This is a genomic window from Enterobacter sp. RHBSTW-00975, assembly GCF_013615235.1.
GTDB lineage: Bacteria > Pseudomonadota > Gammaproteobacteria > Enterobacterales > Enterobacteriaceae > Enterobacter > Enterobacter ludwigii.
The window spans coordinates 1722398-1735212 of record NZ_CP055883.1 but is presented as its reverse complement, the minus strand read 5'-3'; the positions used below and the strand labels follow the sequence as shown (position 1 = coordinate 1735212).

Annotated in this window: 16 protein-coding genes; 3 read left to right on the top strand and 13 right to left on the bottom strand. The window is 56.7% G+C overall.

What is annotated here, in order from left to right; translation table 11 throughout:
* Positions 1-35: 35 nt before the first annotated feature.
* Genes flgJ through flgB form a run of 9 tightly spaced genes read right to left on the bottom strand, consistent with a single transcriptional unit; the run spans position 36 to position 7206 of the window.
* Positions 36-989, bottom strand: a complete 954-nt coding sequence (flgJ, locus tag HV340_RS08340; RefSeq protein WP_014169562.1) for a flagellar assembly peptidoglycan hydrolase FlgJ — start codon at positions 987-989, stop codon at positions 36-38.
* On the bottom strand, positions 989-2086 hold the full coding sequence (locus tag HV340_RS08335; RefSeq protein WP_014169561.1) for a flagellar basal body P-ring protein FlgI: 1098 nt from the start codon (positions 2084-2086) through the stop codon (positions 989-991). The genes flgJ and HV340_RS08335 overlap by 1 nt, the downstream gene beginning before the upstream one ends.
* Before the next feature lie 12 nt (positions 2087-2098).
* Positions 2099-2797 (bottom strand): flagellar basal body L-ring protein FlgH, encoded by a 699-nt coding sequence (flgH, locus tag HV340_RS08330; RefSeq protein WP_023311139.1) that lies wholly within the window; start codon positions 2795-2797, stop codon positions 2099-2101.
* Between the two features lie 57 nt (positions 2798-2854).
* Positions 2855-3637, bottom strand: a complete 783-nt coding sequence (gene flgG, locus HV340_RS08325) for a flagellar basal-body rod protein FlgG (RefSeq protein WP_008500810.1) — start codon at positions 3635-3637, stop codon at positions 2855-2857.
* 11 nt (positions 3638-3648) lie between these two features.
* Positions 3649-4404, bottom strand: coding sequence for a flagellar basal body rod protein FlgF (locus HV340_RS08320; protein WP_014169559.1), 756 nt, complete (start codon positions 4402-4404; stop codon positions 3649-3651).
* 20 nt (positions 4405-4424) lie between these two features.
* On the bottom strand, positions 4425-5633 hold the full coding sequence (gene flgE / locus HV340_RS08315; protein WP_014169558.1) for a flagellar hook protein FlgE: 1209 nt from the start codon (positions 5631-5633) through the stop codon (positions 4425-4427).
* Between the two features lie 26 nt (positions 5634-5659).
* Positions 5660-6370 carry a flagellar hook assembly protein FlgD gene (gene flgD / locus HV340_RS08310; protein ID WP_020884678.1) on the bottom strand — a complete coding sequence of 237 codons (711 nt, stop codon included), beginning with the start codon at positions 6368-6370 and terminating at the stop codon, positions 5660-5662.
* Positions 6371-6381: 11 nt separating this feature from the next.
* Complete coding sequence (flgC, locus tag HV340_RS08305) at positions 6382-6786, bottom strand: flagellar basal body rod protein FlgC (RefSeq protein WP_013097138.1); 405 nt, start codon at positions 6784-6786, stop codon at positions 6382-6384.
* Between the two features lie 3 nt (positions 6787-6789).
* The gene (gene flgB, locus HV340_RS08300) at positions 6790-7206 is read right to left on the bottom strand and encodes a flagellar basal body rod protein FlgB (RefSeq protein WP_014169556.1); all 417 of its coding nucleotides are present in this window, start codon (positions 7204-7206) and stop codon (positions 6790-6792) included.
* Between the two features lie 157 nt (positions 7207-7363).
* Between flgB and flgA the strand changes: the two genes are divergently transcribed.
* The 3 genes from flgA to flgN all read left to right on the top strand — a co-directional run bounded on the left by flgA (position 7364) and on the right by flgN (position 8840).
* Positions 7364-8023: a flagellar basal body P-ring formation chaperone FlgA gene (gene flgA / locus HV340_RS08295; RefSeq protein WP_032677870.1), complete on the top strand. Its 660-nt coding sequence runs from the start codon at positions 7364-7366 to the stop codon at positions 8021-8023.
* A gap of 93 nt (positions 8024-8116) precedes the next feature.
* Complete coding sequence (gene flgM, locus HV340_RS08290) at positions 8117-8410, top strand: flagellar biosynthesis anti-sigma factor FlgM (RefSeq protein WP_014169554.1); 294 nt, start codon at positions 8117-8119, stop codon at positions 8408-8410.
* 4 nt (positions 8411-8414) lie between these two features.
* On the top strand, positions 8415-8840 hold the full coding sequence (flgN, locus tag HV340_RS08285) for a flagella biosynthesis chaperone FlgN (RefSeq protein ID WP_025204463.1): 426 nt from the start codon (positions 8415-8417) through the stop codon (positions 8838-8840).
* Between the two features lie 59 nt (positions 8841-8899).
* Here the strand turns inward: flgN and murJ are convergent, their stop codons facing one another.
* The 4 genes from murJ to rimJ all read right to left on the bottom strand — a co-directional run bounded on the left by murJ (position 8900) and on the right by rimJ (position 12797).
* A complete protein-coding gene (murJ, locus tag HV340_RS08280) occupies positions 8900-10435 on the bottom strand; it encodes a murein biosynthesis integral membrane protein MurJ (RefSeq protein ID WP_020884681.1) in 1536 nt (511 codons plus the stop codon).
* A 191-nt stretch (positions 10436-10626) separates the two neighbouring features.
* Positions 10627-11550: a Gfo/Idh/MocA family oxidoreductase gene (locus HV340_RS08275; RefSeq protein ID WP_181216434.1), complete on the bottom strand. Its 924-nt coding sequence runs from the start codon at positions 11548-11550 to the stop codon at positions 10627-10629.
* A 2-nt stretch (positions 11551-11552) separates the two neighbouring features.
* Positions 11553-12203 (bottom strand): YceH family protein, encoded by a 651-nt coding sequence (locus HV340_RS08270; protein ID WP_020884684.1) that lies wholly within the window; start codon positions 12201-12203, stop codon positions 11553-11555.
* 9 nt (positions 12204-12212) lie between these two features.
* Positions 12213-12797 carry a ribosomal protein S5-alanine N-acetyltransferase gene (gene rimJ / locus HV340_RS08265; RefSeq protein WP_013097146.1) on the bottom strand — a complete coding sequence of 195 codons (585 nt, stop codon included), beginning with the start codon at positions 12795-12797 and terminating at the stop codon, positions 12213-12215.
* Between the last annotated feature and the right edge of the window lie 18 nt (positions 12798-12815).

Below are 12815 nucleotides of genomic sequence, written 5' to 3'. Positions count from 1 at the left end.
GGTTATCGGCAGCCTCCACCGGGACTTGAGAACTTTCAGAACAGATTTTCGATATCTGTGCTATAGGCTTTACTGACCTTCTCGCCCATCGATTTCAGCTGCTGAATCATGCTGGTGAGCTTACGCGCATAGTTCGGATCGGTGGCGTAGCCCGCGTTCTGCAGTGCCTGAGCGCCCTGCTCCGCGGTTGCCGCCTGTGTAACGGCGGTGTAACGCGGATTTCGGCTCAACAGGCCCACATAGTCGGATAAGGCTTCCAGATAGGAGCTATAGACGCGGAATTTGGCTTTAACCTTCACCGCCGCACCGTTTTCATATTCAGTGGTGGTGATCTCGGTGGTCGGCCCCTTCCAGCTCGACGTGGCCTTCACGCCGAAGATGTTAAAGCTCGGATCGCCGTTTTCTTTACGGATCTGCCGCTGACCCCAGCCGGACTCCAGCGCCGCCTGCGCGAGGATCAGGTGGTGAGGCACGCCGCTCTGTTCACTGGCAAGACGTGCCGGCAGCGAGAGCTGCGCCAGGAAGTCTTTGCTGTCGCCAGAAAGTGGCTCATCGCTGGTACTCGTGGCCTTCGGTACGGCTTTGCGCACCATCTGCGTCAGGGCCTGATTCTGATAACTGGTCACCGTTTGCAGGTCGAACTTCATCGGCACCTGCTGTGGCTTATCATCCGGCTGGATGCCCTGCGCGGCTTCGGTCTGTTTGACAATCATATCAGCCAGACCGAGTCCTTTCCCGGCGGTCATCTGCTGCGCAATCTGCTGGTCATACATGCTGGTGTAAAGACGGGTTGAATCACTGCTGAACATCCCGTCTTTCGGCAGGGTTTCACGCATGCTTTTCAGCATCATCTGTACAAACATCCCTTCCACCTGGCGGGCGACCGGGCGGATATTCGCCGCCGGGTCCTTACCTGCTTTGGTTTTCAGTTCGTTGAGCGACTGGGCATCCCAGGCAGCACCGGTCAACAGCTTGCTATCGGTCAGCATCAGATGATTTCCAGTTTGGCGCGCAGACAGCCCGCGCTTTGCATGGATTGCAGAATCGACATCAGATCCATCGGCGTCGCCCCCAGGGCATTCAGGGCCCGAACCACGCTATTGAGGTTCGCGCTGGAGCGTACGCTCTGCAGCGATCCACCGCTCTGGCGCAAATCAATCTGCGTTTGTGGCGTCACCACGGTCTGGCCACCCCCGAACGGGGTATCAGGCTGACTGACGTTGGCGGAGCGGTTGACCGTCACGGAGAGGTTACCCTGCGCCACGGCACAGCTGTCGAGCGACACTTCGCGGTTCATTACGACCGAACCGGTGCGCGAGTTGATAATCACTTTGGCATCCTGAACCGGAACATTCACTTCCATATTCTGGATATCAGCCAGCATACGGACCTGGTTGCTGCTGCCGGTAGAGGTGCGGATCTGCACGGTACGGGCATCCAGTGCCGTGGCGCTGCCGTAGCCGCGGCTACGGTTGATGGTGTCGGCAATCTGCTGCGCCATCGTGAAGTCTTCATTATTCAGCTGCAGGTTAATGGTGTTGCCTGCGCCAAACTGGGTCGGCAGTTCACGCTCAATGATCGCACCATTGGTGATACGCCCGCCGTTCAGCTGGTTCACCTGCACACTGCTGCCGCCCGCAGACGCGCCGGCACCGCCGACCAGAATGTTCCCCTGCGCCAGCGCATAAACCTGGCTGTCGACCCCTTTCAGCGGAGTCATCAGCAGCGTGCCGCCACGCAGGCTTTTGGCGTTACCCATTGACGAGACCACGACATCAATCGTCTGACCCTGGCGCGCGAACGCCGGGTAGGAGGCGGTGACCATGACCGCGGCCACGTTTTTCAGCTGCATGTTGGTTCCCGCCGGGACGGTAATACCGAGCTGGGAAAGCATGTTGTTCAAACTTTGAGTCGTGAATGGCGTCTGGGTGGTCTGGTCGCCCGTTCCGTCCAGACCCACCACCAGGCCATAGCCAATCAGCGAGTTTTCGCGCACGCCCTGAACGCTGGTGAGATCGCGAATACGGTCAGCCTGGGCAAACGTTGCCACCAGCGCCAGCGCCACGGCGAAGATCGATTTAAACATGGGTCACCTCGCTTACATCGGCGATAAGTTAAGGAAGAAACGCTGCAGCCAACCCATATTTTGCGCTTCATTGATGTAGCCGTTACCGACGTACTCGATGCGCGCATCCGCCACCTGGGTGGACGGAACGGTGTTGGTGCCGCTGATGGTGCGAGGATTAACCACGCCCGAGAAACGAATGAACTCAGTGCCCTGATTGATGGCGATCTGTTTTTCACCCACAACGTGTAAATTGCCGTTAACCAGGACCTGGTCAACCGTCACCGTCAGCGTGCCGCTAAAGGTATTGCTGGCATTCGCGCCACCTTTACCGTTAAAGGTATTGCCGCCAGAGGCCTCGACATCAGCACGCGCATTGCCGAACAGGCCCTGCAGATAGCGTGGAACGGTATCGAAACCGAAATTGGTTTTGCCATCGCGGCTGGCATTCGCCGACGAGCTCTTGCTCGCGCTGACGTTTTCCTGCAGCACAATGGTCAACGTATCGCCGACATTACGCGGGCGGCGATCTTCAAACAGCGGTTGATAGCCATAATTGATTGGCTGCGCGGTCTGGAAAATGGAGCCGTTCACCACTGGCGCCGGGCCAGGAACGGGTTGGGCGGTAGTCGCACCCTGCACTAAAGGTTTAGACGGGATCAAGGCACACCCGCTGAGGGTGACAGCCAGAACAGTCAGTATCGGATAACGAAACGCCGCGTTTTTTTGCATTGCCTTCATCTTCGAAAACAGGGAGCCGGCGCGGCGTTGACCGCACCGGGCTACACCTTAGAGTTGCGTTAGTTTCTGCAGCATCTGGTCGGTCGTCGACACTGCTTTACTGTTAATTTCATACGCGCGCTGGACCTGGATCATATTCACCAGCTCTTCCGCAACGTTCACGTTCGAGGTTTCCACATAACCCTGATACAACAGACCCGCACCGTTGAGGCCCGGGGTGCTTTCATTTGGCGTACCGGAGGATTGCGTTTCGGTGTAGAGGTTCTCACCAATGCTTTCCAGACCGGTGTCGTTCATGAAGGTGGTTAGGTTCAGCTGTCCAACCTGAACAGGTGCGGCCTGCCCCTGCTGCGTCACACTCACCACGCCGTCACGCCCGATAGTAATACTCAGGGCATTCGCCGGGATGGTAATCGCAGGCTGAACCTGGAAACCACCCGCCGTCACCAGCTGACCATTCTGATCGACCTGGAACGATCCGTCGCGGGTATAGGCAGAAGTACCGTCAGGCAACTGCACCTGGAAGAACCCCTGGCCTTTGATTGCCACGTCTTTGCTGTTGTTGGTCTGAGACAGGTTGCCCTGGCTATGCAGACGCTCGGTGGCTACCGGACGAACACCGGTACCAATCTGCAGGCCGGATGGCAGCGTCGTTTGTTCAGAAGACTGCGCTCCCGGCTGGCGGATGGTTTGATAAAGCAAATCTTCGAAAACGGCACGCTGACGCTTGAAACCATTGGTGCTGACGTTTGCCAGGTTGTTGGCAATCACATCCATGTTGGTTTGCTGCGCGTCCAGGCCAGTTTTCGCGATCCATAAAGAACTGATCATAAGGAGTCCTGTTAACTCATAGCCAGAAGTTGGTTAGCCTTGCCCGCGTTCTCATCAACGCTGCTGATAATCTTCATCTGCATTTCAAAACGACGGGCACTGGCGATCATGTCGGTCATCGCTTCGACCGGCTTGACGTTACTGCCTTCCAGAACGCCGGACATCACGCGGATGCTCGGATCGGCCTGTAACGTGGCCCCCCGAGTGGCCTGGGTCGCCTGGGTCAGACGGAACATCCCGTCATCGCCACGCTGCACCTCTTTGCCTTCCGCCTTCACCAGCTTCAGACGCCCTACGGGCGCAACGGTATTGGCCGGATCGCCCGGGTTCAATGCCGAAATGGTCCCGTCGGCCGCGATAGTCAGCTCAGACCCTTCCGGCACCGTCAGCGGACCCGCTTCACCCATTACCGGATGACCCTGAATCGTCAGCTGGCCCGTGGCACTCACCTGGATGTTACCGTTACGGGTATATCCTTCACCGCCGTCAGCGGTCTGCACCGCCAGCCAGCCGTCCTGTTGCAGGGCAACGTCCAGCGGGCGTGAGGTGTAATCCATCTGCCCTGGCGTCATATCCGCACCCGGCGTAGAGGCCGTGACCAGCGTACGCGTCGGCAGGGAGAGCCCTTCCACCGGGACCGCACGCAGCGCATTAAGCTGCGCACGAAAGCCCGGTGTAGAGGCGTTTGCCAGGTTGCTGGCAGTAACAGCCTGCTGATTGAGCGTCTGGCTTGCCGCGCCCATCGCGGTATATATTGCGTGATCCATTGCGCTTTCCTGTCAGCCGCTTAACGCAGGTTAACCAGCGTGTTGAGGATCTGATCCTGGGTTTTGATGGTCTGCGCGTTCGACTGATAGTTACGTTGCGCGACGATCATGTTCACCAGCTCTTTACTCAGATCCACGTTAGACGCTTCCAGCGCACCGTTGGTCAGCGTACCGAAGTTACCGGAGCCCGCGGTACCCAGCAGCGCCACGCCAGAAGACTGGGTGGCAGACCAGACGTTATCGCCTTCAGACTTCAGACCTTCGTTGTTAGCGAAGTTAGCCAGCACGATCTGGCCCAGGGCCTGGGTCTGTTCGTTGGAGTAGTTACCCACCACGGTGCCGTCGTCGTTGATCTGGTAGCTCACCAGGTCACCCGGTTTGTAACCGTTCTGGTTGGTTGCCACGATGTTATTGGCGCCGGTGTTCTGCTGCATGGAATTGGCGAAGCTCATCGCAAACGTGGCTGGCGTTGCACCTGGAACGGTGCCGGTAGTGATATTGATGCTGCCGCCGCCGGTCAGTACGCCGCTGGTGTTGAAGGTCAGCGTGGTCGCCAGGGATGGCGTGCTTCCTGCAACGCTGCCGTCCTGGGCATAGACTTTCCAGGAGTTTGCCGGAGTCGCGTCTTTAACGTAAAACAGGTTCATGTTGTGCGCATTACCCTGGCTGTCAAAGACCGTCACCGTCCCTTTTTTGTTGTAGCTGTCAGGGTTGGTCGGATCAAAGGCCGTGGTTGGCGCGGTGTCAGTGGAGTTCAGGTTGATCTGCTGGGACGCGGTGGTGGTGGATTTCGCCGCCATCAAGGTCGTTGGGATATTGATCGCCTGCGGGTTAGCGCCGGTCTGAACCGTTGGCGGGGTACCCGCAACAGGATAACCGGTTAATTGCAGACCCTGCATGTTCACCAGGTTACGGTTTTCGTCCAGTTTGAACTGACCGTTACGGCTGTAGAACACAGAGCCGTTGGAATCGACCATACGGAAGAAACCGTTCTGGCTGATGGCAACGTCCAGACCACGACCAGTGTTGGTCGTCGTACCGTCGGTAAAGTCCTGAGTGATGCCCGCAACTTTCACGCCCAGACCCACTTTGGAACCGGCAAACATATCTGCAAATGAGGCAGAACCGGATTTAAAACCATAGGTCGCGGAGTTGGCGATGTTGTTGCCAATGACATCCAGGTTGGTGGCCGCAGCATTCAGGCCGCTGACCGCTTGAGAAAAGGCCATGACTTACTCCTGATAAGTGTTAAGGCTTAGATAATCTGCCGAACTTCGTCGAGCGTGGTGGTACCCGAGGTACCCAAATCCAGTTTGTTACCGCCGGCGCCTTTAATCACGCCCTGAACCAGCGCGAACTGCAGCGGCTGCGCCACCAGTTGGGTGGTTCCGTTGCTGGCGCTGATCGCCACTTTGTAAGAACCGTTTGGTGCTTTCGTGCCGTCGGTCAGGCTGCCGTCCCAGGTAAAGGTGTGTACGCCTGCCTTCAGCTCACCAATGTCAATGGTGCGTACCACTGCCCCGCTCGCATCGCTGATCGTCGCAGTCACTTTGTCAGCCGGCTGCTGCAGCTCAACGCCAAACGGCGTGGTGGTCGTGGTTGACGTCCCCTCGGTAGTGCTGGTGCCAGCAAGGATCGTGGTCCCCGGGATCATCACCCCATGACCAATCAGATTCGCAGCCTGCAGAGACTGGCTGTTGTCAATCTGACCGGAAACGGAGCCAAGGGTGGTGTTGAGTTTTTCAATGCCGCTGACGGTACTGATCTGTGCCAGTTGCGTGGTCAGCTCGTTGTTCTGCATCGGATTGGTGGGATCCTGGTTCTTCAGCTGCGCCACCAGCAGCGTCAGAAAGCTGCTCTGCAGATCGGACGCGTTACTGCCCGTCAGGGCGTTGGAACCCGTCGAACTTTTGGCGCCATTAACACCTGAGTTCGTGGGATCATTCACATTTACGGCGATGGACATGCATGTCTCCTTTACTGGCCGAGAGTGAGTGTTTTGAGCATCATGCTCTTCACGGTATTAAGCACTTCGACGTTTGCCTGGTAACTGCGTGACGCCGACATGGAGTTCACCATCTCACCCACCACATCCACGTTAGGCATTTTTACGTAACCGTTCGCATCCGCCAGCGGGTTGCCAGGCTCATACACCAGCTTGTCCGGTGCCTGGCTCTCAACCACATCAGAGACTTTCACACCGCCGGTGGCCGCGCCTGGCGCCGCATCGACCTGAAAGACGACCTGTTTCGCACGATAAGGCTGACCGTCTGGTCCGGTCACGCTGTCGGCGTTCGCCAGGTTACTGGCGGCTACGTTCAGACGTTTGGACTGCGCGGTAAGCGCCGAGCCGGCGATATCAAAAATATTCAGCAAGGCCATTTATCAGTTGCCCCCCTGCAGGACGTTCATCATGCCTTTGATTTGTCCGCCGAGAACGGTCAGGCCTGTCTGGTATTTCAGGCTGTTATCGGCAAACTGTGTACGTTCCCGGTCCATGTCCACGGTGTTACCGTCGAGTGAAGGCTGGTCGGGAATGCGATAAAGCAAATCGGTCGTTGGTGCGGTCATCGTCTGAGCGGGAATATGGCGTGAGGAGGTCAGCGCGAGCGCGACACCGCTCCCTTCTGCGCGTCCACGCTCCATCACTTTTTTAAGCTCACTGGAAAAATCAATATCGCGCGCCTGATACCCTGGCGTATCGGCGTTAGCGATATTGGCGGCTAAAATTTCCTGCCGCTGGGCACGTAAATTGAGCGCTTCCTGCTGAAAACGTAACGCGGCGTCGAGTTTATCGAGCATGTCTCCTCCGCTGATGGCAAAATTTCAGTTCACAGCTTAAATCTCAACCCATCCGCCTTATCGACGGAATAAGCGCAAAATGCGTCGCTATTTATTGCGTTGATGAAAAACCACTGCAGGTAGAATTCACTCAATTCTGGAAACGGTGGAACTTGCGATGCAAACGTTAAAACGTGGCCTGATGGCAACTTTCTTGCTTTTTAGCCCCCTGGTGCAGGCGGATGGTTTACAGGATCAGCTAAACACCTTTTTTGCCCAGAAGCTGGCGGGCTTTAGCGATGAAGTTGTCGTCACGGTACGCACGCCACCAAATCTGTATCCCTCCTGTGAGCAGCCGTCATTTACCGTGACCGGCACCACCAGACTGTGGGGGAACGTGAACGTGCTGGCACGCTGCGCCAACGAAAAACGGTATTTACAGGTTGCAGTCCAGGCGACAGGCAATTATGTTGTCGCCGCTGTCCCCATTGCCCGGGGTACCGCACTGCAGGCCAACAGCGTGACGTTGAAGCGCGGCCGTCTGGATCAGCTGCCGCCACGGACAATGCTTGAAATTAACCAGGCGCAGGACGCCGTCAGCCTGCGTGATGTCGCACCGGGCCAGCCGATACAGCTGTCGATGCTGCGCCAGGCGTGGCGCGTCAAGGCGGGTCAACAGGTGTTGGTGGTGGCCAATGGAGATGGCTTCAGTATCAACAGTGAAGGGAAAGCGTTAAACAATGCCGCGGTAGCGCAAAATGCCCGCGTCAGAATGTCTTCAGGGCAGGTGGTTAGCGGAACCGTCGATTCTGATGGGAATATTCTGATTAACCTATAATCTTTTTAAAGATTTCGCTGCAGCTGCCGATAAATATTCAACTAATGATGATGTCAGGCGCCAACGCCGCGAACCCTCGATGAGGACAACACTATGAGCATTGATCGTACATCAGCCCTGAAGCCGGTAAGCGCTGTACAACCTCGCGAAACGAATGACGCTACGCCGCAGAAAACGCGTCTGGAAAAACCGTCAACGTCTAACAGCACCAGCGTAACCCTGAGCGATGCCCAGGCAAAACTGATGCAGCCAGGCGGCAACGATATCAACATGGAACGCGTTGAAGCGCTGAAAACGGCTATTCGTAACGGCGAGCTGAAAATGGACACCAGCAAAATTGCTGACGCCCTGATTCAGGAAGCGCAGAGTTTCTTACAGAGTAACTAACCGTATGAGTCGACTGTCAGAAATACTGGATCAAATGACGGTTGTCCTGAACGACCTGAAAACGGTAATGGACGCTGAGCAACAGCACCTCTCTTCCGGTCACATCAACGGCAGCGCGTTGCAGCGTATTACTGAAGACAAAAGCTCGCTTCTGGCGACGCTGGATTACCTTGAGCAGCAACGTCGCGCTGAGCAGGATCCTAAGCGCAGTGCTAACGACGATATCGTTGAGCGCTGGCAGACTATTACAGAAAAAACCCAGCACCTTCGCGATCTCAACCAGCATAACGGCTGGCTGCTTGAAGGTCAGATAGAGCGTAATCAGCAAGCGCTTGAGGTGTTAAAACCGCATAAAGAAACCGGGCTGTACGGTGCGGATGGGCAGACAGCGACGGCACGTATTACGGGCGGGAAAAAGATTTCGATTTGAAGCATAAGCGACAAATCAAGCAGTGGGGAGCACCATAAGGTGAACTCCCCTTTTGGCGTTTATGCCGTACGGCGGGCAAACTCTTTCACTTTGAAGCCCAACACGGCGAGGGTGGCAAAGTAAGCCACAACCCCAACACCCACCACGGCCATCAGTCGCAGCAGACGATAAGGCATGGTGCCGAGCGACCACTCCGGCATCACGTGCATCATGCCGAGCAACGCCGCTGCCATCACCAGCACCGCGATAACCAGTCGCACAAGGAAACTCGCCCAGCCCGGCTGCGGCGTGAAGATATCCTGCTTACGCAGCTGCCAGTACAACAGCCCGGCATTCAGACAGGCCGCCAGACCAATAGACAGAGCCAGCCCCGCGTGCTTCAGCGGGCCAATAAACGCCAGGTTCATCAACTGGGTCATCACCAGCGTCACCAGGGCAATCTTCACCGGCGTTTTAATGTTCTGACGGGAGTAGAACCCTGGTGCCAGCACTTTAACAACAATCAGCCCCATCAATCCCACCGAGTACGCCACCAGCGCCTGCTGAGTCATGGACGCATCATGGGCTGAAAATTTACCGTACTGGAACAGCGAGACGGTCAGCGGTTTCGCGAGGATCCCCAGCGCCACCGCGCTTGGCAGTGCCAGCAGGAAACAGAGGCGTAAGCCCCAGTCCATCAGGCGGCAATACTCATCATGGTTGCCGCTGGCAAAGCTTTTAGAGAGCGACGGCAGCAGAATCGTCCCCAGCGCGACGCCCAGTACGCCAGAAGGAAACTCCATCAGACGGTCAGCATAGTACATCCAGGAGACCGAACCGGACACCAGGAAAGAGGCAAAGATGGTATTGATGATAAGTGAGATCTGGCTGACAGAAACCCCGAGGATTGCAGGTCCCATCTGCTTCATGACGCGCATTGCGCCAGCATCACGGAAATTAATGCGCGGCAGAACCAGCATGCCAATTTTCTTCAGATGCGGCAGCTGATATGCCAGCTGCAGGACGCCGCCCACGGTCACCGCCCAGGCCAGCGCCAGTACCGGCGGGTTGAAATGCGGTGCGGCAAACAGGGCAAAGCCAATCATGCTGACATTCAAAAACGTCGGCGCAAACGCCGGAACGGAGAAGCGGTTCCAGGTATTGAGGATTGCCCCCACCAGCGAGGCCAGTGAGATCAGCAGAATATAAGGAAAGGTAATGCGCAGCAGCTGGGTGGTAAGCGCAAATTTATCAGCGGTGTCGGCAAACCCCGGCGCGGTCACCATAATCACCCAGGGCGCAGCCAGCATCCCCAGGACTGTCACAATAGCCAGCGCCAGCGTCAGCAGCCCGGAGACGTAGGCGACAAACACCCGCGTAGCATCTTCGCCCTGCTTGCTTTTATATTCCGCCAGAATTGGAACGAAGGCCTGCGAGAAAGCCCCCTCAGCAAAAATACGGCGCAATAAATTCGGCAGTTTGAACGCGACGAAAAAGGCGTCCGTTGCCATCCCAGCACCAAAAACCCTTGCCACAATGGCATCGCGCGCAAAACCCAGTACGCGAGAAAACATGGTCATCGAGCTGACGGCTGCCAGCGATTTTAATAAGTTCATTAATGTGAATTTCCACAACCATACGGCAAAACGCCTGCAGAGCAGGCGTAATGAATGCCCGACGGCGTTGCGCTTGCGCAGGCCTTCGGATTTGCAGGCCGGGTAGGCGAAAAGCCTCCCGGCGAAACCAACAATCGGCGCTTAGTCTACCCGGATTTAAGGGAATTACTATCGGCAGATGTTACAGAGGGTTATTCACTCATGGCCTCTCGCCAGAGCCGTTCCACGATGCGTTGCGCCATGATGGCCTGTTCACCGGCGGTTTCCGGAACCGTCTGATTTTGCACGCAGCTAATGAAGTGACGGGCGCATCCCGCGAAGCCGCGTTGCTCCAGAGTGCTCTGCCAGCCAGGCGCCGGAAGCGTGACCACACCGTTGCCCTTCTCTTCACGCCACTCCCGCATGTCGGTGATGTCATACAGCGCACCGTCAGTGACGGCCTGGACAAACTCCTGCTGACTGCCCGCACGACGATGCATGCTGGTGGTCACCTGCAGATGTTCCAGCGCAAAGTGGTGCTCGGCGTAGACCATCTCGCCCAGATCGTTGGTCATCAGGGTCCCGCTTTTCAGCTGAGCCTGGCCGTTTGTCAGCCAGAGCGCCGTGTCCACCACGTGCAGATAATCATCGAGAAGCGTAAAGCGCAGATCGCTTGGCCCGACGCTGTCGGTACGGTGTTTATCCATCCTCAGGGAGGCCAGCGCGCCCGGCTGTGACTTCAGCTGCTGATAAAGCGGAGCGAAGCGGCGGTTAAAGCCCACCATCAGCGTCAGGTTCTTGCGTGCCGCCAGCTCTATCAGTCGCTCGGCATCCTGAACGTTCTCCGCCAGGGGCTTATCCACACAGACGTGAACACCGGCATTCAGCAGTTCGCTGACCACCTGATAGTGTGTTGCCGTTGAGGTATGCACAAATACCGCATCGCACTCGCGGGCAAGATCAGACAGCGAAGCGGCGTAAGGTATCCGCCAGGTTGCGCAGATGCGTTCAGCCTTCTCGCGGGTAGGTGACCACGCGCCCTGAAGCGTCCAGTCCGTTGCCGCGCCTAATACCGGTAACCAGGCTTTTTGCGCAATACCGCCAAGCCCCACCACGCCTACACGTAATTTTTTCACTGTTAATCTCCCAAATGTGCCAGCAGTGCGTCCAGGCGCTGTTTCAGCCCAGCGACCTCCTCTTCCAGCGCGTCCACGCGCGCCGTCAGGCTGCCGCTGACAACAGTGGACTCTTGTTCCGTTGCCAGCGTCGCGGTATCCACTTCGCCACTGAAGAGATGCATATAGCGGCTCTCACGCTTGCCCGGTTCGCGTGCCAGACGCACCACGTAAGGGCCATCCTCACGGGTTGCAAGCCCTTCCAGGGTTTGTTCCACTTCCTGCATATCCGCAAACTCATGCATACGGGAAGCCCGCGTGCGCAGCTCGCCGGGAGTCTGTGCCCCGCGCAGTAAAAGAGTCGTGATCACCGCCACTTCCGCGGCGCTTAACTTCAGGTCGCCGAATTCGGAATTACAAAAACGTTGTTCGTACTTGGTGACGCGGTTTCCGAAGCCGCTGACGGTGCGCAGATAATGGCGTTTCACCAGTTCATCCAGCACATCCTGAACGTCATGCTCGCTGAGGTTCATTACCGGCTCGCGGTTGGTCTTTTGGTTGCAGGCCATCATGACGGCGTTGACAGAGAGCGGATATTGCTCCGGCGTCGTGACCTGTTTTTCCAGCAGGCATCCGACGACGCGCGCTTCTGCACCGCTTAACTGATATTTCATCTCTTCTCCTTAGCGACCCGCTGTCCAGTCCCGGGTGGTTAATGCCGTGAGGACATGGTCGCGCCATTCTCCATCTATCAGCAGATAGTCTTTGGCGTAACCCTCTTTCTCAAACCCTAAACGCGCCAGCAAATTACCGCTGCGCTGATTATGCGGCATATAGTTCGCCATAATACGATGGATATGTTGCGTGCGTTGCATATAACGGATCGCCACCGTTAATGCTTCATACATCAGCCCCTGCCCCTGCCATTTCTGACCGATGGAGTAGCCGAGGTAGCAGGCGTGAAACGATCCGCGCACGACGTTTGAAAAGTTGGCGATGCCGATGATCTCTTTTTCTTCAGGATCCAGCAGCGCAAAATAAAACGCACTTCCCTGCTTATGAAATTCCGCAATCATACTGAGGCGCGCCTGCCAGCCGGATGGGTAACAATGGCTCTCATCCCGAACGGGTTCCCAGGGTTTTAAAAACTGGCGATTCTCGGCGTAATAATCCGCCAGACGCCAGGCATCACGCTCATGCACCAGACGAACGACCAGCCTGTCCGTTGTCAGACGCACTTTTGGCACATTACTGCGATAGCCAAACATCGATACCACTCCTTCCCG